A 20,357-nucleotide genomic window follows, 5' to 3' on the forward strand; every position below is an offset into this window, starting at 1 on the left:
CGTGCAAGGCGCACCGCACATGGTTGCCGTCACCTACGTCGTCTTCGGAGAGGAGTACGACATGCTGATGGGCTTCTGGCGAAACATGCGCCGTTTGGGCGGCGGCCCCTTTCACGCGGATATGGTGATTGATAGCAGCACCAGTCGAAGGTACGTCGCGCATTTCATGCCAGAAACGGCGCGGCCGGTCCCCATCGGTGGCGGTGGCTGGTCGGTTTCGTTTCAGCTTGAGGTGGACACGCTGCCTGAATTCGATGACGCCGATCTAGATTATTGGGGCTCGCTGGTAAACATGCTCGCCGTCTACGGCAGCTTGCCGGCCGCCAAGGAGATTCTGAGCCTGTTGGCTAAGTTGGTGAATGAGGACCTGCCTCATGATTAGCGCGAACGACGCCCAATACGTGGATTTCTACTTCGGGGCACCTCCAAGCATCGCGGAGCTTCAGACGTTGGAGATCAGCCATCCCGCTTTCTCGCAAGTATGGCGGCTGCAGCCAAACTACCGTGAAGGCTTTTGGGGGCGCTTGGAGACGGGAGAATTGGTGTTCTGGCAATACGTTCCCATGAGACTTCAACCGCTAGGTGATCGCGGAAATCTCGATTTCGGGATCGCCGTGACGCTCGGGGATCTGGGTGAAATCCTTCCCGATGAGATCGAGCGCGCTAGGCGGGCTGGAACTCTTCGCACCATCCCGCCGACGGTGATCCATCGCGCTTACCGCTCCGATGATCTGGAGGTGCCCATGGTCGGACCGATCTCGCTACAAGCGCGGAAGATCACCAGGAACCGGGACGGTGCGCAGTTCGACGGGACGGCTCCACAGGCGAACCTGACAAAGACCGGCATGCTGTATCGCACGGATCTGTTTCCAATGCTGTTGGGCTATTTATGAGCATCGATTTTCTTCTCATCCGAAGCTATGACCTCAACTCGTACAACTGCCTGCATTTCGCAGCCGACGCTTGGGAACATTTGACCGGAGACCGCCGCCTTCGCCAGGTCAATGAGCGAGACATAGCAGCAGGTCGGCTGGCCGAGCTGTTCCGGGGAATGCGAAAGGTGCAGGGTCCTTCGCAGTTTCCGTCTATCGCGCTCATGGAGACGCTGTACGGGGAAGCACATATCGCGGTTTGCGTCAGAGGACGGCTTCTACAGAACAACGAGTCTGGGCCATCATTTTTCCCAGTTGAAGCCCAGACCCGGTTGTACCGAAATATGAGGTTCTACGCATGACGACCGTTCATCTCTATCGCGCGCCGGACGGTAAGCGCGAAACCCGTGAAGTGGCTGACCTGCATGCCTTCCTTAAGGCGGAGCTGGGTCCGAGGTTGCCCCCGGGCTGCCGGATCACCGACATGGCTACCGGTCGATCGGTGAGGCCGCGCCAGCCGCAAGACATCGCGGAGCTGCGCCAGCTTCCAGGCCCGTTCGTCGTAGAAGCCTATCCTCTTGGCCCCATGTTTCTGCCGGCATTAGCGGTGGCACTGGTCACATCGGTGGCGTCGATGATATTGACGTCTATCCTGGCGCAAGATCCGCCGAATCAAACCGCACGGAATGTCCAGAACGAATCGCCCAACAATGGCTTATCCGAACGCACGAACCAGGTGCGAGTCAATGGGCGCGTTCCAGACATATACGGGCAAGTCCGCTCAACACCGGACCTTCTAGCGAGGCCCTATCTGGTCTTCGAGAACCATGTAGAGAAGGAAGTGGCGTTCATGTGCGTGGGCCGGGGTGCATACGAGGCACATGATGCGCGCGATGACACGACTTTGATCGAGGAAATTCCGGGAGCCTCCGTGGAGATCTACGCGCCGTTCACCTCTCCTAACAGTGGGCACGCTCCGCAGCTTCGGATAGGCAACGCGATTAATCTCCCGGTCACGACCGCGAAGCGAGCGAACAGCGTGAACGGTCAGAGCTTGCTGCCGCAAGACTATGGCAGCGTGGTCCGGCGCGGAATGGTGTTCCGTTCTCCGAACGAAATAGCCTCGCAAGACGCCGATCTAGACTTCGCGGAGTTGTTCGTACCCGGTGATGTAATCACGGTCACCAACGCTGCTCAATCTCAAGGGACGTTCTCCTACACGCCGCCTGGTGGCGCTCTTTTCGCGTCTGAGAACTCTCCTTCATCGCAATGGGGGGTTGTTGCCTTCGCTGGAGATCAGGCTGCTTCGTGGGCCGCCGGCCAAATTGTTACGTTGTCGAACGGTTACGTCACGTGGACGGCGTCGACTGGCGGGGATGCGGACATTCCCTATACGGTTTCCAGTAATGTTACTGGCATCTACGGGATTTTAAGCTCCTCTTATGACCCCATCGATGATGTGACCCGGTTGCGCTTGGACGTCGCTCAGAACTCTGCCGCATGGGCTGCTTTCAGAAACGCTTCCGCCGGTGTAACAGGGTCACCGGTGCTAACCCGACCTTCGGACATTGTTCAGTTCGACTTATCCGGGCAGTACACCATCACAACGGTAACTGGCTCACTATTGACGCTCAACAACCCCGCCGGTGTAAACAGTAGCTGGACTGTTATGCAAGCGGAATATGGTGGTCAATCAGTTGTGATGAACCCCACGATAAGCACGACCGGCGAGCGTTGGGTTGGGTGGTTCAGCGTGGAAAGCGTGCGTCCGATCACACGGCTGATTTCAAACGTTATCGCACTCAATGGCCTCTACAAGGACAATGGCCGGCAGCAATATCGTCGTGATGTGGTGTATCGAATCGAAGCCCAGCGGCTCGACGCATCAGGGGTTCCACATGGAGATGTTCTTGCGTTTGAGCGCACCATCCAGGGATCCGCGGTCACGCGATCTGTAAGGGCGGACACTTTGGACGCGCAATTGTCAGGGTCGGCCAGCACGCGGTGGCGCCTGCGCGCCAGGCGCTTGACCAATTCTGATACTGACTTTGAAGGGTCGGTTGTCGACGAGATCAAGTGGCGGGATCTGTATGCATGTTCATCGGTTGATCAAGCACACTTCGGCGACGTCACCACGGTGCAATCGGTAACGCTGGCGACAGATGGCGCTTTGGCCGTCAAGGAGCGAAAGCTGAACCTCCTTGTGACGCGCAAATTGCCTCGGCGGGTTTCGGGCGCAACTTTCACGACCGAGCTGTATCCGACAACTGATGTTGCGGACATCATATCGGCGGTATGCCTAGACCCTCTTATCGGAAATAGGACGCCGGCGGAAGTGGATTTCGAGAACATCTACGCGACAGCGGACGAAATACGCGAGTATTTTGGTGTGGATGTTGCGCGGTTCGATTACACCATCGACAGCGACAACCTCAGTTTCGAAGAAACACTCGCGATGATTGCGGAGGCAGTGTTCTGTCGCGCGTACCGGCGAGGCAGCGTCATACGCCTGTTTTTTGAGCGTGCCACTGACGATTCAACCATTTTGTTCAATCACCGGAACAAACTTCCTGGTTCTGAACAGCGTACCGATGGCAGCGATGAGGAGTACGACGGCGTGGAGTTTCAATGGATCGACCCCGCAAACGATGCGCCCGTGACGATCTATCTGCCGGAGGATCGGTCCGCGGTCAATCCGCTTAGGGTCGAATCGGTCGGCGTCAGAATGCAAGAGCAGGCACACATACATGCCTACCGGCGGTGGAACAAGATCCGCTATCACGATCAAGCCACTGAGTTTGACGCGCTACCCGAGGCAAACTTGCTGCGGGTAAGCGAGCGAGTGCTATGCGCGGACAACACGCTGGCGCTCAGTCAGGACGGCGACATTCTTGACGTGGATGAGGAAGACAGTCGGCTCGTGACGTTGTCGCAACCGTTCAACTGGGGCGATGGTCCGTATGTGATTTTCCTACAGGGAGGCGACGGCTTGGTCGAAAGCATGGCGGTAGCTTCTGGTGGAAGCCCGCGACTGGCCCTCCTTCAGCGCATACCGCGCGCACCGGTCATCTGCCGAGGCGCGGGGTACAACGCGACCGGGTACATCATTACCGAGGCCGGCGATGACCGCACGGCCAAACCGTTCATCTTGACCGAGAAGAACGAACCCAATGATGACGGGACTGTCCCGTTAAAGGCGATCAACTACGACGCCAGGTACTACCAGAACGATCTGGATTTCCACGCTTGACCTGATCTCTCATTGAAGCCATTCAGCCCCGCTTGCGAGCGGGGCTTTTTTTTGCGAGTCACACATGGGCTATATCACCCCACAGGAACTAAAAGTCGCCAGCTTAGACGCCGGCACGTTAAGGAAATTTGCGACAGGGTCCGCCGGCCAACCCAATATCAATCGCGTGGGCGTTGACGTGAAGAATCTCGCGACAATTCGTGTGGAGGCTCTCGACGCCGCGTCAGCAGCTGCAAATCTGCGTACCTACTTGACGAAAGCCGTTATGGACGCGGATACCAGCCAGCCAGTTCCAACTACGGGCCGGGTAGTCAAAGATCCAACAGTCCTAAACAACGGAGATTACGTCTGGACAGGATCCAGCTGGGAATGGTCGGAAGTTCAACCCGCCACATCAGCTGCGGTGCAGGCGGTTCGCTCGGACCTAGTGCAGACTGAAACGCAGGTTATGGCCCGATCGACACCATTCCGCGTGCTCATTTCTTCGTGGGATGAGCAGGCGCAAGATATCGTTGTCGACCCGGACCGCAGAATCGTTGGCGGCGGGGATGTCCTTGAAAGCCATGAGAGGCGTATTTCCGCCGTGGAGCAAGTCGGCGGCTTTAGCGAGATAGATGGCCTTGTTATACAGGGGCAAAGCAACGCGCGCGGCGCCCGCGGTTTGCCCTTGGATCCCACAACCACTGATGCGCTCTATCCCAATGCTGTCCTAATGCCCGCGGGACCTGGGATGAACGTGGTTTGCGGAACAGCTGGTGGTGAAGATTATGGGCCTCTTGACCCTGCGGCATTCGAAGGGTTCCAGTCGTTAGTGTCCATGGATCTCGGTTCGGGAGCGGGAACAACGCATGTCGAAGGTATGGCATTCGCTATCGCGTTGCGTCAGGCAGAAGAAGGATCGGTTCGGCGAACACTTTCCTGGAGCACCGCGAAAGGCGGCGCGTCGCTGGGGAACCGCAGCCCTGGGACGATACCTTATGAAAACACGCTCACAGCGCTCGACCGGTCGGTCGCAATTGCGGAGGCCTTAGGCGCATCGTATTCCGTCAAGGCCATCGCTACGGTCGAGGGCGAGGCTGACGCGGGCAACACAGCTTATGCAGAAAATTTGATCGACGTATATGCCGGTTCCCTTACGACCGCAATCTTGGCGCGTACAGGCCAAAAGCATCTTCCACCGATTCTGATGGCTCAACCTTCATCATTTTTTGCCAGTGTGGACGGTGCGATGGGGATTTACAACGTGTGTAAACAGCATCCGCGCTTTCATCTGGTGTGCGCCGGCTATCACCTTCCTTATTCAGATGACCTACTGCATTACTCATCTAGGGGAAATGTGAAATTGGGCGAGTACTTCGCCAAGGCATTGAACTATGTGCGGCTCGTTGGGAGTTGGCGGCCGCTCATGCCAAAGATGATTAGGTGGGATGGTGAGAAGGGCATCGACGTTTGGTTCCATGTTCCCCAGCCTCCGATTGTTCACGATCTTTCGATGCCTGACCATGGGGATTGGGGGTTCGATGTGCGAAGTGCGGGTGCAAATGTCGGTATTGCAAGCATCGAGATCGTAGGCCCTGACTCTATCCACATAGAAACAGCCGCACCGCTGACTACAAACCGCTTCTTGAGATATGCCATGCGAGGCTATCAAAGCAGCCCCCGACAACCAGGCGATGGGCCGATCGGCTCGTTGCGAGACAGCGATAGCACGCCATCCTTCACGGATGGTGCGCCGCTCTACAACTGGTGCGTGCATTTTTCGGAGCAGTTCTGATGCATACCATTCGCTTTACTGAGAAGACGCAGCCCAGCCTTGCAGCGAGATTTGGACAGGGAATGATGCCGGCAGATTCCCATGTCGATCGGCTTTTTGCCAATCTGGCCGATCCTGAAGGGAGGCCTTTCTTCGATTACATGATCTCGCCGAGTATGGCACTACTGGGGCCCGGTGGCGTTGGCGTTCGCGATCGCAGACAGCGAGATCTTCGCTGGCTGACGACGGGTTCTGGTGTGCTGTCAACTTCGGCAGGCAGGTTCGTGTTGCCGGGCACGTTTCTGTTGTCAGCGGGGAGCGCAGCGGCTGCCAACCCTTCGGCCTTCACCCTTGTGTGCAGGGCGAAGTTGATTGGCACAGGTGGGGCGCTGGTTGGAAGTCAAAATGCGTCAATCACCGGCACGGGTGCTGTGACCTTGGGCCCTTCTGGGGTGTTGACTGCCGCTGGCGGCGCCTCAAATGTGGCCGATAACGCCGGCAGTCTGGTGGGGGTCGACCTAGTGGTTACGGTCACGTTTTCAACAGAGCGTGGTGTTCAGATACGTCGCAACGGCGTGCAGACTTACGTAAACGCGGGGCGAACGGCGGCTAACGCTGGTAGTCAATTGAAAATCGGCGGCACCGGCACGGTTTCGAGCAGGTTCAATGGCGAGATCGGCTATTGGTTCTATTCTCTACGTGATCTTTCTGACCCGCGCTTGCTGTCAGGATTGGAAGCAATTGAGCGTGAACTCATCGCGATGGGATAGTCAAAATATATGTGCCTCAGAGGGCGATATCCCATTTAAGGGAAGACTAATCAGGAGGATAGAAGATGATGAAGTTTACGTTCAATGACGACGGCGTCATGAATTGGCCGAGCGATTTTCCGGCTAAACACTAATAGATCTTTCAACCAAGAAATGAGCCCGCTTCGGCGGGCTTTTTTTCGTCTCGAAGGAACGCAATGTTGTCGCTTCAAGGAAAGTTTCATGGCTGACGAACATTTGTCGGACGCCTTCATCAAGTCGCTGCACGCTCGGGTCGTGCAGATGGAGCAGGACATGGCAAGCAATGCTGAGGCAACCGCCCGGAACACATCCTCGATCGAGACGATCCGGCAGAACACGCAGGACATCGTTGACACGTTCCAGGCGCTATCTGGTGGGTTCAAGGTACTGCAAGGGTTGGGCAGGGTGGCTAAGCCGCTGGCTTACATCGTGGGGCTGGGAACGGCAATCATCACTGCTTATTCGGCATGGAGGGGGATCAAATGATGTTGGGTGACCTGAAGCGAAAGCTATTAGCGGCCGGGGGCGCTGGCGCCATTGCCATTGCGGGCGTGCTGGTGACCCACTTTGAGCCAGGTAGAACGCGCGGAAAGCCCTACATCGATCCTGTGGGCGTGCTTACAGTTTGCGATGGGCATACCGGGTCGGATATCGACCCGGCGCGGATCTACACCGAAGCCGAGTGCGACGCGTGGCGCGATGCGGACATTGCGGAGGCCGATGCGGCTGTGAGCCGCCTGATCAAAGTACCGCTCAACGAGTGGCAGCGCGCGGCGCTGATCGACTTTGCCTACAACCTGGGCGCCGGCAATCTGGCGTCGTCGACCATGCGGCGCAAATTCAATGCGCGCGACTATGTCGGCGGTTGCGCCGAACTGAACCGCTGGGTCAAGGGGCGGCAGGGCGGCGTGCTTGTGACTCTGCCGGGCCTGGTGACGCGAAGGGAGGCCAACACATGGGTCTGTTTGCAACAGTGACAGGCTGGAAGGGCTACGCAATGGCGGCCGTGGTGGGTGCAGCGCTTATGGCTGGGTCTGCGGGCGCCCTCGTCTGGTACGGGAACGTCCAGCGCGCGGCCGGGCGGGCCGAATGCCAGGAGGCCAACCGCGTGGCCGGCTTGGTGGAATTTAAGACCGAGGCCGAGCGGCTGACTGGGCTATCAAGCGATCTGCAGGCCCGCATCGACCAACTCGCCGCTAATCGGCCACAGGTCATCGAGAGGTATACCCGTGAAATTGTTGAGCGTCCTTTGCCCGCTGACTGTGTGCGCGACCCTAGCCGGGTGCGCGCAACCAACGACGCCATCGACGCGGCCAACGCTGCCAGTCAACCTCAGCGCGCCGTGTCCACCTATCTCGCACGTTGACTCCTCGTCATGGGATGATTTGGCGCAAGCGCATGCGGCGCTGGCGTTTCAGTACGCGGAGTGCGCCGCTCGACACCGGGCTGTGGTGGACGGTTGGACGAAAGCTACCGTCCCTGCGGCAGGCCTGCTGAAATGACTGCCTCATATCCCAAGGTTTCTGATCGTACTTTATGACGATATCGAGGTCGCGTGGACAACCCTTGCTTTCCTGGGGACGGAAAGCAATTGAGCGTGTAGGTGGAGCGCTGCCAGCAGTCTTCGGCGAAGTGTTCGGCCGAGACAGCATGTTACGATTCCCACCCCAATTCCGCAGGGAGGCCAAAAATGACAGATCGACAGAAGCAGTCTCCCTATGCGGGGCGACCGAGAAGCGCGTTTTGGAAGGCGTCAGTGGGTGGCAAGACGCCCGCGACCCTCAGAGATCTCTACAAAAAAAAGTACGTCATTTCGCCAGAAGACAACATCGCGACAGCCGGCAGTTGCTTTGCTCAGCATATCGCCCGAAACATGAAGGCTCTGGGGTATAACGTCATGGACGTTGAGCCCGCTCCTGACGGCGTTAGTGACTCGGTTGCAGTCGCATATGGCTATGGCGTTTATTCCGCCCGCTACGGGAATATCTACTACGCTCGACAGCTTCTGCAGCTGGCTCAAGAGGCGCTTGGCCAGCGCCAGCCGGCAGATTTCGTGTGGGAACGAGATGGTCGTTACTTCGACGCCCTTCGCCCCAGTGTTGAGCCCAACGGGTTGGAAACACCGGCGGCCGTTGTGAGACATAGGGAACGGCACCTTCAGGCGGTGAAGTCGCTCTTGGAAGATTGCGATGTATTTATCTTCACGTTTGGTCTTACTGAAGCGTGGGAGCACATCGCGTCGGGTACCGTTTATCCCACCGCACCTGGCACCATAGCGGGATCTTATGACCCGACAACCTGCCGTTTCGTGAACTTCGGATTCAACGAGGTTTACGGGGATTTCGTCGCATTCAAGGAATTGGTTGAATCCATTAATCCCTCGGTCCGATTCCTCGTTACTGTGTCTCCTGTTCCGCTTGCTGCCACCGCGTCCGACACGCACGTACTGCCGGCAACGATCTATTCCAAGAGCGTCTTGCGCGCCGTAACCGGCCAACTGGCAAATACGTTTGAGAACGTGGACTACTTCCCCTCTTACGAAATCATCACAAACGTCTTGGCCGGTCAATCATTCTTTGATGAGCCTTCTGGGCTGCGCAATGTGACGCCAGAGGGTGTGAAGACTGCGATGACTTATTTTTTTGCAGAACACAAGCCTGCGTCCGCACCTGCCGACGCGAAGCTGCTGGGTGAAGACGATGTAATTTGCGAAGAGGTCATGCTGGAGGCGTTCGGATCATGAAACTTTGTGTGATTGGCAACTCTCACGCAAGTGGGGCTTATAGCTTGTTGAGCCATGGTACGGGGGCGTTTGAAGCTGATTTCTTCCTCGAAAGGGCCACGGGTAAAGCCTCTTTGAAAATCGCCGGAGAAGTAGGCGCCGCGGTAGAAATCGATGATGTGATGATGGCGCGACTTGTGCCTGTCAGAACTCAGAAATACGATGCGTTCGCAGTCTACGCGATGGGTTTTTCGTTTGGGCGGTGTGTGGAGATGTTCCGTGATTACGCGCCAGACGGCCACCCAAACTCCAAAGCGAAATATTTGGTGTCAGACGCATTTTTCGATGCGGCAGTGCAGTCGATCCTCTTGGATAGCAAAGCTGTTCGCATAGTGCGGGCTTTGCGCTCGTTCAGTAACGCCCCTATCGTGCTAGTGCCCCAGCCTTTGCCTATGGAGTGGGCCGCAACTCGCTCTTTACGGCGGACAGAAGTCTTTGCGGATGCCCTGAGGCAGAACGCGCTGCAGCGTGTTTTGAGGATCTATTCAGAAACCGTCGAGAGATTGAGGGGAGACGGATTCACTGTGCTGGGACAACCAACGGAAACGCTCGCGTCAGAACATTTCACATTGTCTGAATTTGGGCTTGCGGACCCCAACGACAATCGCGCTGACTCCCTCTTTTCTCGTGGCGACTTCTTTCATGCGAACGAACGCTACGCCGGCGCAGTCCTTACCAGCTTAGCCACAGCCCTACGCGTCTAGGCCCGGCGCCGGTCTTTGTTTCAATTTGGCCGGTCAGTGCATCGGCCTCTCTGATTCGGGTTCCTACCCTCGAAGAGGGGCCTCGGTGCGGTGCTAACTGCCGTCACAAATACTCCGCATTCACTAGTCTGATCGCGTCTTGGGATCGCCACTTGCGTGTGGGAACATAGTTCACCACTACGCCGCGTTGGAGGCTCCCGATGAAACTCCCCGCAGGCAACGAGCCAGGTGACAAGCCGGCTCGATCACAAAGTCCCGACCAAACTCCTGAGCCCGACCATGACTCTCGCGAGAAGCCCGAGGAAGACTATCCTCGCCCGATGCGTTGGCCTGCTGACTTCCCGGCCAAGCACTAGGCGGAGGCGCGTGCGGCGGTTCATTGCGCGGCGTGCACTTCACTAGCCGATCCACGTCGAGGCGCATCTTTGATGATAGGACTGGCCAGCGAGCTCGTAAGCGCCCAAAAAAAGCCCGGGCTGTAAGCCCGGGTGAATCGCGCAGCTATCCGCCGGCACGGGCGGCGCGATCGCTGAGGGTAAGATGGACCGCACGGATAGACCATAATAAATCTACTATTGTCCGCGTGGTGAACGGCTACCCTGGTTGAATCCATTGCATCCACCATCCTTGGTAGTAGCGCCGACCGTCGATCTCTTCGAAGCCGCAGACCATCATTCCCCTATCGGAACAGAAGGTCAGTAGCTCTGGTTCGAGCAGGTCGGGTATCGGCCCTTTCGCCGTCGCGCCAAACTTGGCCAAGCCATCCATCGTCATGATGCGCACCTGGCGCCGAAGGTCCTCACGCGTGATCGAGTACATACGCACCGTGCCAGTCACGGCTGGTGCGGGGTCATTGTCCCGGCGCTTCTGGCCGAGGTAGTGGGTGCGGACGACGGAGCAAAGCATGATTCTGCTGCGATATTGCTGTATTAATATACAGTATATGGCAACAGAATCAGGGTCGGGTCAGCGGTGTGGCAACCAGCTTGTCGGAAGGGAACGGCACGAGGAAGCCGCGGCTTTGATCGGCGCTGGCGGTCAGCCAGTCGCCATACGCCCCTCGGGAAGGATCACCACCATGCGTCTTTCTTTGCCGGGTTGGTGGTAGTTGCGGAAAAGCGGATCCTGATCGGCGTTGATGGTGAGCATGGTGAAGCTCTCGTGCCATTGACCGGCAGCGTCTCGGAAACGATCCCACAGCCCGGCCACGCCCAGCGGCGCACCGTCCTCCCGCGTGAACCTGGTGGCAACCGCTTTGCCGGATCGCCAATCCGGTTCGAAGATGGCATCGGCTGGGATGATGCAGTGCTGCGCCCGGCGCCAGGCGTTGCGGAAGGTGAAGGCGTTGGCGACGCGGTCGTCGCGCGCGTTGAAGGTCGACAGCTTCTCCGCGCCAGCCAGCGCGTCCGGCCGGGTGGATCCCGAGATCAGGCCCCATCGGCCAATGATGGCTTCAATGTCCGGCACCGCCTCATCGCCGGTGTCATGCTCGGGTGTCCGACGGACGAAGATGCCTTGATACCGCGGCCACATGTCGTACCTGCTCAGGACGCCGGGCCGGGTCACGCCGAACCTCTTGAGCAGCAGTTCGGCATCTTTCAGGGTCTTTCCGTATAAAAACGTGGTGTCGGAAGATAGATGGCAAAGGGCCAAATGTGCATGGTTGACCCTTCAATGCGGTAGGAAGCGCTTTCGATTTCAGAATTGTCGATAGGTTGTCAAAGGGTGCTCCACGCGTCCAAGAATTTACCGTCAATAAACCTCGGTATCGATCGAAGGAGGCGTCAGCTCCATGTACGGCTTCGGCAATCCCGCTTTGACTACTGCCGAATCGATTTCGAAGGCGACGAATGCGAAGACGCGGACCGCCAGCTGATTCAGCAGATCGGGATTCTGTGCGTGAAAATCATGCACGTCGTGGAGCGCAGTCCCGTCCGGATGTTGAAAAAAGCCCTCTGCCTCAAACTCGCCAACCATGATCGAACTGGCAGGCTCTCCCGTCGTGAACGCGTCGAGCCCGACAGTGACTCGGAGGAGTGTATATAGAATTCCGTCATCATCCTTCACCGCTGAGGCACGGGCCTGGATCGAAATCTTTAAGTCGGAATTTTTGAAAGGCTTCACGAACCCTTCATCGTCCTTCGCTCGGCGAAGTTCCATCACAGGGAAGTCAACTTTGGCCAAAATCGGAGCCGGCCTGTCGGTTTTCCTTCGCTTTGGAGATGCGGCGGATTTCAGTGCTTTTGCCATTGGGCTGTATCAGACTCGTGGGAGTTATCAGATGACCAGAGAGTTTTCGTCGTGAATTCGAGTACTTTGCGGTGCGTCATAAACTTGTGGGCTGTGAGTGTCGCACCCTGAGCGCCAACTACAGCGAGGATCTCGTTAGGGGCGGCGGATTGCTCCTCCACTGCTGCTTGCACGATTTGCCTGAGGTACTCATTCATATTCAAGCCCAGCCGTCGAGCTTTTTGCGCAAGCTTACGATGGAGGTCAGGTCCGATGCGAACATTGAACGAACCCTTGTAGGGCTTCTCTGCCGCCTTCCCTCGTTCGGAACAAAAGGCGATGTACGAGTCGACAGCGTCCTCAAATGAGCGCTTCAAGGCGACAACGTCCATTCCGTCATAGAGGATGGTGTCTTCAATGAACTGGATTTGGCCGAACAGGCACTCGTCCTCGAGGCTAACCTCTATAGATCCTTGGTAGCCTTTGTAATCCATCAATTGGGTCATAGCAGTCCCAACGCCTCAAGGGCGTTCGCGAGATTCTTCATCTGAAAGTGTTTCATCACCAGATTGGGATGTGGCTTGGTGACGTCAATAGTCCGTTCCTCCCCGCCCACTGTACCCACAAAGTACTTGTGGGACGATCCACCTTTTGGTTCATGCAGTTGGAAGCCAAAACCGGCCAGTAACGTAACAACTTCGTTCCAGTGAAAGTCTGTTGGGGGCGGCTTCTTGCGGAATCGAGCAATCAATTTATCTTTCTGGGACATGGATTGTCGTCAAAAGGTCCGGCAGGTGCAACTATAGTTCAGTTGCTGTCGATTGGAAATGGAAGGCTGTTGATCGCACAGTTTGTAACGAATGCTGCCGCATTGTAGTGGAGAGTTCGGAAACGTTGGCTCCCTGAGTATGCGTCACGCATGAGCCCTGTCGGTTTTGCTCTGTCCCAGCGTGATAGTGAGACGAGGCTGAAAAACGTGGAACAGCCCCAAACCACCGCGCCATGTGAGGTTTGGGCGCGCGTCTGAACTGGGTATGGTTTGCGCCCTTGATCTTATGCGCCATCGTACACGGCGCGGAACATGCCGAGGAACGGATGCGGAACAGATCTAATAGAGCGTTAGCGACTTACGAAGTAAGTCTTTGATATCTCTATGGTGCCCGGGGCCGGAATCGAACCGGCACGCCTTGCGGCGGGGGATTTTGAGTCCCCTGCGTCTACCAATTTCACCACCCGGGCTAGGGGGTCGCGAGCGCGTCCAGGTGACGGCTGCGGGAGATGCGAAGACCGCGATTATATGCCGTCTTTGCCATCTTGTCAGGCGAGGGCCGGGCGGCCCTGCCGTTAAGGGCTGGCCGGGGGTTGCACACCCCTGACACGCGCCCCGTCAATCCTCACTTCTTCTCAGGCAAAAACCAGTTCATCACCAGCGCGCAAATCCCGCCGGTAGCGACGCCCGATTCCAGCACGCTCTTTACCGAGTGCGGCAGGTGCGACAGAATTTCCGGCACTTGCGACACGCCCAGGCCCAGCGCCAGAGACACGGCGATGATGAGCAGCGCGCGGCGGTCCAACTGAATGCCCGCCAGGATGTTGATCCCAGACGCGGCCACCGCGCCGAACATCACCATGGCTGCGCCGCCCAGGACGGGTTCGGGCACGGCTTGCAGGACGCCCGCGACGACCGGGAACAGGCCCAACAGAATCAGCATCCCCGCAATCCACACGCCGACATGGCGGCTGGCGATGCCGGTCAGCTGGATGACGCCATTGTTCTGCGCAAATACCGAGCTGGGAAACGTATTGAACACGCCTGCCAGCAGCGAGTTCGCGCCGTTGACCAGCACGCCGCCCTTGATGCGCTGCATCCAGAGCGGACCTTCAACCGGCTGCTTCGACACCTTGCTGGTGGCAGTGACGTCGCCAATCGCTTCCAGGGACGTGACCAGATAAATGATCAGCATCGGCACGAACAAGGCCCAAGAGAAACCCAGACCGAAGTGCAGCGGCACCGGAACCTGGAAGACGGCGGCTTCGCGGGCGCCGGTGAAATCCAGACGGCCCATGTAGGCGGCGGCGATGTAGCCGACGGCCAGCGCCAGCACCAGCGCAGTGCTGCGAATCCACACCACCGGCACGCGGTTGAGCAGGATGATGGTGCCCAGGACGAGGCCGGACAGGGTCAGGTTCTCGGCGCTGGCGAAGGTGCCGTTGGCCATGGCGCCAAAGCCGCCGCCCATGCTGATGAGGCCGACCTTGATGAGCGTCAGGCCGATCAGCAGCACGACGATGCCGGTGACGAGCGGGGTGATGAGGCGTTTGACGAAGGGCAGGATGCGGCTGATGCCCATTTCAACAAAGGACCCGGCGATGACGACGCCGAAGATCGCGGCCATGACGGCTTCGACCGGGGTGCCTTGCTTGACCATGACCGAGCCGCCGGCGATCAGCGGGCCGACGAAGTTAAAGCTCGTGCCCTGCACGATGAGCAGCCCGGCGCCCAGGGGGCCGAAACGCTTGCATTGGACGTAGGTGGCGATGCCGGAGATCACCAGCGACATGGAAACGATCAGGGTGGTGTCGCGGCTGCTGACGCCCAGGGCCTGGCAGATGAGCAGGCCGGGGGTGACGATGGGGACCAGGATGGCCAGCAGGTGCTGCAGGGCGGCGACGAAGGCGACGGGAGGCGCGGGGCGGTCGTCGGGGCCGTAGACCAGGTCGTGGCTGGTGTCGGCGTCATCGGACGTGCCGTGGGGGGCGGGTTGGGTCAGGGAGGCGGGTTGCATGGCGGGAGGGCCGGCCGGGGAGGGGGTAGGTGAGAAAAGTGCGGGATTTTACCGGGGACAGCCGCCTGTCAGGTTGCTTCTCCGCCACCCTGGTCTTGAAAAGTTCCCATTGGCCCCCACATCAGTAGGGTTTCCGGGCGGCCGCGCGGGCGCATCGCCCCAGTCGACCGATATTTGTCCCTAATTTATTTTCCGAGCCACGTAGAACTATGAGCCAAACCGCCACGAATTCCGCGTCCGAAACCCTGGGGTTCCAGGCCGAGGTGAAGCAACTGCTTCATCTGATGATCCATTCGCTTTACAGCAACAAGGAAATCTTCCTGCGCGAGCTGGTGTCGAACGCGTCGGACGCCTGCGACAAGCTGCGCTTCGAAGCCATCGACCAGCCGGAATTGCTGGGAGGCAACGGCGAACTGGCCATCACGGTCAGCTATGACAAGGCCGCCCGCACCATCACGATCTCCGACAACGGCATCGGCCTGTCGCGCGAAGAAGCGGTGGCCAACCTGGGCACGATCGCCCGCTCGGGCACGCGCGAGTTTTTCTCGCAGCTGACCGGCGACAAGCAGAAGGACGCGCAGCTCATCGGCCAGTTCGGCGTGGGCTTTTATTCGTCGTTCATCGTGGCGGACAAGGTGACGGTGGTCAGCCGCCGCGCCGGTTCCACGGACGCGATCCAGTGGGAATCCGACGGCCAGGGCGAGTTCACGATTGCCGCCGCTGAAAAGGCCAGCCGCGGCACGGACGTGACGCTGCACCTGCGCGCTGACGAAGACGAACTCCTGAACGGCTGGAAATTGCGCGAGATCCTGCGCCGCTACTCCGACCACATCTCGCTGCCGATCCGCATGGCCAAGGAAGAGTGGGATCAGGAAAAGGGCGAGCAGGTCAAGACCGACGAACTGGAAACGGTGAACCAGGCGAACGCCCTGTGGGCCCGCAACAAGTCCGAAGTGACGGAAGAGCAGTACCGCGAGTTCTACAAGACGGTCTCGCACGACTACGACGATCCGCTGGCCTGGACGCACAACCGCGTCGAAGGCCGCAGCGAGTACACGCAACTGCTGTACGTGCCCAAGCATGCGCCCATGGACATGTGGGACCGCGACGGCCGCCATGGCGTGAAGCTGTACGTGAAGCGTGTCTTCATCATGGACGACGCCGACCAGCTCCTGCCGTCGTACCTGCGCTTTGTGCGCGGCGTGATCGATTCGGCGGACCTGCCGTTGAACGTGTCGCGCGAAATCCTGCAGGAAAGCCGCGACGTGCGCGCCATTCGCGAGGGTTCGGCCAAGCGCATCCTGTCGCTGCTGGAAGACCTGGCCGAGAACAAGCCGGAAGACTACGCGACGTTCTGGTCGGAGTTTGGCCAGGTGTTGAAGGAAGGTGCGGGCGAGGACTCGGCCAATCTTGAGCGCATCGCCAAGCTGATGCGTTTTGCGTCGACAAATTCCGGTGAACAGGCGCAGACGGTGTCGTTTGCCGACTACGTGTCGCGCATGAAGGAAGGCCAGGACAAGATCTACTACGTTACGGCGGACACCTTCGCCGCGGCCAGCAACAGCCCGCATCTGGAAATCTTCCGCAAGAAGGGCATCGAAGTCCTGCTGCTGTCGGATCGCGTTGACGAGTGGATGCTGTCGTACCTGCGCGAATTCGACGGCAAGTCGCTGGTGTCGGTGGCCAAGGGTGGCCTCGATCTGGCCGAACTGGCCGACGAGGAAGAAAAGAAGCACCAGGCCGAAGTGGCCGAGGACTTCAAGCCGTTGGTCGAGCGTCTGCAAAAGACGCTGGAAGACCAGGTCAAGGAAGTGCGCGTGACGCTGCGCCTGGTGGATTCGCCGGCATGCGTGGTGGTGGGCCAGAATGAACTCAGCCCGCACCTGTTGCGCATGCTGAAGGCCGCCGGCCAGGAAGCGCCGAACGTGAAGCCGGTGCTGGAGATCAATCCCGAGCATCCGCTGCTGGCGCGTATTCGTGCGGCTGATGATGGCGAGTTCGATCAGTGGGCGCGTCTGCTGCTGGATCAAGCGCTGCTGGCCGAGGGCGCGCAGATTGCGGACCCGGCGGCGTTTGTGAAGCGGTTGAATGCGCTGCTGTTGAAGTAAGCGGTGGTTGGTGCGAAGAGGGGCGTCCGGAAGGACGCCCTTTTTTTCGTGGGCCATCGGATTACCGAGCGGTAATTTATCCCGGAAAATGATGGGTCGAGGGCCGAATTATTACCGCTCGGTAACTGGGGACTGCAAACCTGAAGACCTGTCCTGGCGAGGGGACTTCCCCCACGGATTAATGACCTGAAGTCAAAAGTGTTTGCCCGCTAGACGCCTTTTTCTGCAAGTATCCGGCCGTCATACTGCACGCCTGTCTATCCGATGTGCCGGCCATTTCAGGCCGGGCGCGCCCCAGGAACTCCCCGCCGGCGCCGTCGAACCCAAGGAACTTGCATGAATCCCCAAGAAACCCAGCCGGTGAAGGCCGGCCCGCCGTTGTTGGCGCTTGCCGTCGGTGCGTTTGGCATCGGCGTGACCGAGTTCTCTCCCATGGGCCTGTTGCCCGTCATCGCCGAGGGGGTGAATGTATCCATCCCCAGCGCGGGCATGCTGGTCAGCGCCTACGCGATCGGCGTGATGGTCGGCGCACCGCTGATGACGCTGGCGTTCTCGCGCTGGTCGCGGCGCAAGGCGCTGATTCTGCTGATGGCGATCTTCACCATCGGCAATATCCTGTCGGCGCTGTCGCCCAACTACACGACGCTGCTGCTGGCCCGCCTGGTGACCAGCCTGAACCACGGCGCGTTCTTTGGCCTGGGCTCGCTCGTGGCTGCCAGCGTGGTGCCCCGCCACAAGCAGGCCAGCGCGGTGGCGACGATGTTCATGGGGCTGACCATCGCCAACGTGGGCGGCGTGCCGGCCGCGACGTGGCTGGGTCAGACGATCGGCTGGCGGATGTCGTTCTTTGCGACGGCGGTGCTGGGCCTGATTGCGATGCTGTCGCTGTGGTTCGCCCTGCCGGCGGGCGAGGCGGGCCGGCGTCCCAACGTGCGCCATGAGCTGGCCGTGCTGCGCAGCCCTGCGGTGCTGCTGGCGCTGCTGACCACGGTGCTGGGCGCGGGCGCGATGTTCACGCTGTACACGTATATCGCCCCGACGCTGGCCGAGATTACCGGCGCGTCCCCGGCGTTCGTGACGGGCATGCTGGTGCTGATCGGTCTGGGCTTCACATTGGGCAACGGCGTGGGTGGACGCATGGCCGACCGCTCGCTCGATGGCACGCTGATCTTCTTCCTGGTGCTGGTCATCGTGGACCTGCTGGCGTTCCCGTGGCTGGCGTCCACGCCGGTCGGCGCGGCTGTGGCGCTGCTGATCTTCGGCGTCGCGACGTTCGCGGTGGTGCCGCCCCTGCAGATGGGCGTGATGCGCGCCGCGACCGATGCGCCGGGACTGGCCTCGTCGATGAACGTGGGCGCGTTCAACCTGGGCAACGCGGTGGGCGCGGCGGCCGGGGGCGCGGTGATCTCGGCGGGCTTGGGTTACGCGGCGGTGCCGATCGCCGGCGCGGTGATTGCAACGGCGGGACTGGCGCTGGTGCTGGTGCAGCGCGCCGGGAACGTGCGGCGGCGCAAGCTGGCAGTGCAGGGCTGCTGAGGTTTCGGCCTGCGGGCCGCCCAATGAAAAGCCTCGGTGGACGTGGATCCGCCGGGGCTTTTTGTTTGCCGTGAGCATCGCAGCCGGACTGGCACTCCCCACGGTCAGGAATTCGCCTGATCAGACAGAAGAATAAGCTGCGCCAAATTCGCCCCATATGAAAAAGGGCGTCCCGCGGGACGCCCCTTCATTCAAGGCCAGAATTCAAATCCAGGCCGATTCATCAAGCCTCGATCCGCTCCACCTTCCCGACCAGCAGGATGTACGACAGCGCGCCCAGCAACGCCAGCGACGATACGTACACGATGGCCGGCGCAAAGCTGTCCTTGGACACCAGCAAGCCAATCACGATGGGCGTGCAGATCGACGACAGGTTGCCGACGAAGTTGAACACGCCGCCGGTCAGGCCCAGGAGGCGAACCGGGGCCAGGGTTGAAACGAGCGACCACGTGATCGACGCCAGACCGTTCCCAAAGAACGCCACGGCGAGGAAGAAGATGACCCACGGCGTGGAGTCCGTGAAGTTCGCGCCGATCATGGACGTGGAGATCAACAGGCCCAGAATGATCGGCAGCTTGCGCGCCATGCCGACCGTGGCGCCGCGCCGGATCAGGAAGTCGGACAGCACGCCCGAGCACAGCACGCCGATGAAGGCCGCCAGGAACGGCACCGAGGCCAGAAAGCCGGACTTGATGAAGTCCATGCCGCGGTACTTGACCAGATATGTGGGGAACCAGGTCAGGAAGAACCACAGCGTGGAGGTCAGGCAGAACTGGCCGAGGTACACGCCCCACAGCTTGCGCTTGCTCATGACCAGGCCCAGGTCGTTCCAGTTGAACGGGGCCTTCTTTTCACGCACGCGCGTGTCCAGGTCGACGACGCCGCCGCCTTTCTGGATCAGCTCGATTTCCGCTGCGTTGGCGCCTTTGAACTGGCGCGGTTCGCGGTAGATCATGAACCACAGCACGCCCCAGATGATGCCTAGGAGACCGGTGCTGACGAACACCATGTGCCAGCCGTAATGATGCTGCAGCCAGGCCAGCACCGGCGTCAGGAACGCCAGGCCGACGAACTGGCCCGACGTGTAGAAGCCGATGGCGGTGGCGCGTTCGCGTTCGGGGAACCACGTGGTGACGACGCGGTTGTTGATGGGATAGGCCGGGGCTTCCAGCGCGCCCACGGCCAGGCGCAGGACGAACAGGATGACGAAGCTGCCGGCAAAGCCCATGAAGAACGTGGCCGCGGACCACAGGATCAGCGCGGCGGCATACAGCACGCGGGGGGACACGCGGTCCACCAGCCAGCCGCCGGGAATCTGCATGGCGGCGTAGGTCCAGCCGAAGGCCGACAGGATCAGGCCTTCATGCCAGGTGTCCAGGCCGAACTCGTCCTTCAGGGCGGGGGCGGCGATGGACAGGTTGCTGCGGTCCAGGTAGTTGATGACGACGGTGATGAACAGCATCACCATGATGATGTAGCGGCTGCGGGTCGGGCGCTGAGCGCCTTGCAGGCCGGCTTGGGCGACGGTGGACAATGGAGTCTCCTC

Annotated in this window: 19 protein-coding genes, 1 tRNA gene and 1 pseudogene; 13 read left to right on the forward strand and 8 right to left on the reverse strand. The window is 59.6% G+C overall.

Going from position 1 to position 20,357, the window contains the following annotated elements; genetic code table 11:
- The first annotated feature begins 19 nt into the window (after positions 1–19).
- From HV681_RS06675 to HV681_RS06720, 11 genes are all read left to right on the forward strand, one after another.
- Positions 20–382 (forward strand): hypothetical protein, encoded by a 363-nt coding sequence (locus HV681_RS06675; RefSeq protein ID WP_175122332.1) that lies wholly within the window; start codon positions 20–22, stop codon positions 380–382.
- Positions 375–893, forward strand: coding sequence for a DUF1833 family protein (locus tag HV681_RS06680; protein ID WP_254594905.1), 519 nt, complete (start codon positions 375–377; stop codon positions 891–893). Before HV681_RS06675 ends, HV681_RS06680 begins: the two co-directional genes overlap by 8 nt.
- Before the next feature lie 337 nt (positions 894–1,230).
- Positions 1,231–4,122, forward strand: coding sequence for a host specificity factor TipJ family phage tail protein (locus HV681_RS06685; protein ID WP_175122333.1), 2,892 nt, complete (start codon positions 1,231–1,233; stop codon positions 4,120–4,122).
- 64 nt (positions 4,123–4,186) lie between these two features.
- Positions 4,187–5,896 carry a sialate O-acetylesterase gene (locus tag HV681_RS06690; protein WP_175122334.1) on the forward strand — a complete coding sequence of 570 codons (1,710 nt, stop codon included), beginning with the start codon at positions 4,187–4,189 and terminating at the stop codon, positions 5,894–5,896.
- On the forward strand, positions 5,896–6,645 hold the full coding sequence (locus HV681_RS06695) for a hypothetical protein (RefSeq protein WP_175122335.1): 750 nt from the start codon (positions 5,896–5,898) through the stop codon (positions 6,643–6,645). The genes HV681_RS06690 and HV681_RS06695 overlap by 1 nt, the downstream gene beginning before the upstream one ends.
- Before the next feature lie 222 nt (positions 6,646–6,867).
- Positions 6,868–7,152: a hypothetical protein gene (locus tag HV681_RS06700; RefSeq protein ID WP_175122336.1), complete on the forward strand. Its 285-nt coding sequence runs from the start codon at positions 6,868–6,870 to the stop codon at positions 7,150–7,152.
- Complete coding sequence (locus HV681_RS06705) at positions 7,149–7,643, forward strand: lysozyme (RefSeq protein WP_175122337.1); 495 nt, start codon at positions 7,149–7,151, stop codon at positions 7,641–7,643. The genes HV681_RS06700 and HV681_RS06705 overlap by 4 nt, the downstream gene beginning before the upstream one ends.
- Positions 7,622–8,032 carry a hypothetical protein gene (locus HV681_RS06710; RefSeq protein ID WP_175122338.1) on the forward strand — a complete coding sequence of 137 codons (411 nt, stop codon included), beginning with the start codon at positions 7,622–7,624 and terminating at the stop codon, positions 8,030–8,032. The genes HV681_RS06705 and HV681_RS06710 overlap by 22 nt, the downstream gene beginning before the upstream one ends.
- Entirely contained in the window at positions 7,929–8,168 is a 240-nt protein-coding gene (lysC, locus tag HV681_RS28155; RefSeq protein ID WP_437340377.1) for an Rz1-like lysis system protein LysC, read from the forward strand. Before HV681_RS06710 ends, lysC begins: the two co-directional genes overlap by 104 nt.
- Before the next feature lie 188 nt (positions 8,169–8,356).
- Positions 8,357–9,409: a GSCFA domain-containing protein gene (locus tag HV681_RS06715; RefSeq protein WP_175122339.1), complete on the forward strand. Its 1,053-nt coding sequence runs from the start codon at positions 8,357–8,359 to the stop codon at positions 9,407–9,409.
- On the forward strand, positions 9,406–10,152 hold the full coding sequence (locus HV681_RS06720) for a hypothetical protein (RefSeq protein WP_175122340.1): 747 nt from the start codon (positions 9,406–9,408) through the stop codon (positions 10,150–10,152). Before HV681_RS06715 ends, HV681_RS06720 begins: the two co-directional genes overlap by 4 nt.
- A gap of 594 nt (positions 10,153–10,746) precedes the next feature.
- Here the strand turns inward: HV681_RS06720 and HV681_RS06725 are convergent.
- The 7 genes and pseudogenes from HV681_RS06725 to HV681_RS06755 form a co-directional block, all read right to left on the reverse strand.
- Positions 10,747–11,058: a hypothetical protein gene (locus HV681_RS06725; protein WP_254594906.1), complete on the reverse strand. Its 312-nt coding sequence runs from the start codon at positions 11,056–11,058 to the stop codon at positions 10,747–10,749.
- A 49-nt stretch (positions 11,059–11,107) separates the two neighbouring features.
- Positions 11,108–11,805 (reverse strand): annotated as a pseudogene (locus HV681_RS06730) (SOS response-associated peptidase).
- 99 nt (positions 11,806–11,904) lie between these two features.
- On the reverse strand, positions 11,905–12,402 hold the full coding sequence (locus tag HV681_RS06735) for a hypothetical protein (protein ID WP_175122341.1): 498 nt from the start codon (positions 12,400–12,402) through the stop codon (positions 11,905–11,907).
- Positions 12,387–12,887 carry a type II toxin-antitoxin system HicB family antitoxin gene (locus HV681_RS06740; protein ID WP_175122342.1) on the reverse strand — a complete coding sequence of 167 codons (501 nt, stop codon included), beginning with the start codon at positions 12,885–12,887 and terminating at the stop codon, positions 12,387–12,389. The genes HV681_RS06735 and HV681_RS06740 overlap by 16 nt, the downstream gene beginning before the upstream one ends.
- Positions 12,884–13,150 carry a hypothetical protein gene (locus HV681_RS06745; protein ID WP_175122343.1) on the reverse strand — a complete coding sequence of 89 codons (267 nt, stop codon included), beginning with the start codon at positions 13,148–13,150 and terminating at the stop codon, positions 12,884–12,886. Before HV681_RS06745 ends, HV681_RS06740 begins: the two co-directional genes overlap by 4 nt.
- 385 nt (positions 13,151–13,535) lie before the next feature.
- Positions 13,536–13,620: transfer RNA gene (locus tag HV681_RS06750), tRNA-Leu, on the reverse strand.
- A gap of 155 nt (positions 13,621–13,775) precedes the next feature.
- Positions 13,776–15,167 carry a uracil-xanthine permease family protein gene (locus HV681_RS06755; protein WP_105240768.1) on the reverse strand — a complete coding sequence of 464 codons (1,392 nt, stop codon included), beginning with the start codon at positions 15,165–15,167 and terminating at the stop codon, positions 13,776–13,778.
- Positions 15,168–15,376: 209 nt separating this feature from the next.
- Between HV681_RS06755 and htpG the strand changes: the two genes are divergently transcribed.
- Both htpG and HV681_RS06765 read left to right on the forward strand, forming a co-directional pair.
- The gene (gene htpG, locus HV681_RS06760; RefSeq protein WP_175122344.1) at positions 15,377–17,275 is read left to right on the forward strand and encodes a molecular chaperone HtpG; all 1,899 of its coding nucleotides are present in this window, start codon (positions 15,377–15,379) and stop codon (positions 17,273–17,275) included.
- 336 nt (positions 17,276–17,611) lie between these two features.
- On the forward strand, positions 17,612–18,811 hold the full coding sequence (locus tag HV681_RS06765; RefSeq protein WP_175122345.1) for an MFS transporter: 1,200 nt from the start codon (positions 17,612–17,614) through the stop codon (positions 18,809–18,811).
- Positions 18,812–19,034: 223 nt separating this feature from the next.
- Here HV681_RS06765 and HV681_RS06770 read toward each other — a convergent pair whose 3' ends face one another.
- A complete protein-coding gene (locus HV681_RS06770) occupies positions 19,035–20,345 on the reverse strand; it encodes an MFS transporter (RefSeq protein ID WP_175122346.1) in 1,311 nt (436 codons plus the stop codon).
- Positions 20,346–20,357 lie beyond the last annotated feature (12 nt).

The organism is Achromobacter animicus (genome assembly GCF_902859585.1).
Taxonomy (GTDB): Bacteria; Pseudomonadota; Gammaproteobacteria; order Burkholderiales; family Burkholderiaceae_B; genus Achromobacter; species Achromobacter animicus.

Bases quoted from the DNA above. Each gene is read 5' to 3' on its own strand.
- HV681_RS06675 (WP_175122332.1), top strand. From the start codon at position 20: ATGGTTGCCGTCACCTACGTCGTCTTCGGAGAGGAGTACGACATGCTG.
- HV681_RS06705 (WP_175122337.1), top strand. From the start codon at position 7,149: ATGATGTTGGGTGACCTGAAGCGAAAGCTATTAGCGGCCGGGGGCGCT.
- HV681_RS06715 (WP_175122339.1), top strand. From the start codon at position 8,357: ATGACAGATCGACAGAAGCAGTCTCCCTATGCGGGGCGACCGAGAAGC.
- htpG (WP_175122344.1), top strand. From the start codon at position 15,377: ATGAGCCAAACCGCCACGAATTCCGCGTCCGAAACCCTGGGGTTCCAG.
- HV681_RS06720 (WP_175122340.1), top strand. From the start codon at position 9,406: ATGAAACTTTGTGTGATTGGCAACTCTCACGCAAGTGGGGCTTATAGC.
- HV681_RS06690 (WP_175122334.1), top strand. From the start codon at position 4,187: ATGGGCTATATCACCCCACAGGAACTAAAAGTCGCCAGCTTAGACGCC.
- HV681_RS06745 (WP_175122343.1), bottom strand. From the start codon at position 13,150: ATGTCCCAGAAAGATAAATTGATTGCTCGATTCCGCAAGAAGCCGCCC.
- HV681_RS06710 (WP_175122338.1), top strand. From the start codon at position 7,622: ATGGGTCTGTTTGCAACAGTGACAGGCTGGAAGGGCTACGCAATGGCG.
- HV681_RS06755 (WP_105240768.1), bottom strand. From the start codon at position 15,167: ATGCAACCCGCCTCCCTGACCCAACCCGCCCCCCACGGCACGTCCGAT.
- HV681_RS06765 (WP_175122345.1), top strand. From the start codon at position 17,612: ATGAATCCCCAAGAAACCCAGCCGGTGAAGGCCGGCCCGCCGTTGTTG.
- HV681_RS06695 (WP_175122335.1), top strand. From the start codon at position 5,896: ATGCATACCATTCGCTTTACTGAGAAGACGCAGCCCAGCCTTGCAGCG.
- HV681_RS06740 (WP_175122342.1), bottom strand. From the start codon at position 12,887: ATGACCCAATTGATGGATTACAAAGGCTACCAAGGATCTATAGAGGTT.
- HV681_RS06725 (WP_254594906.1), bottom strand. From the start codon at position 11,058: ATGCTTTGCTCCGTCGTCCGCACCCACTACCTCGGCCAGAAGCGCCGG.
- HV681_RS06680 (WP_254594905.1), top strand. From the start codon at position 375: ATGATTAGCGCGAACGACGCCCAATACGTGGATTTCTACTTCGGGGCA.
- HV681_RS06700 (WP_175122336.1), top strand. From the start codon at position 6,868: ATGGCTGACGAACATTTGTCGGACGCCTTCATCAAGTCGCTGCACGCT.
- HV681_RS06685 (WP_175122333.1), top strand. From the start codon at position 1,231: ATGACGACCGTTCATCTCTATCGCGCGCCGGACGGTAAGCGCGAAACC.
- HV681_RS06735 (WP_175122341.1), bottom strand. From the start codon at position 12,402: ATGGCAAAAGCACTGAAATCCGCCGCATCTCCAAAGCGAAGGAAAACC.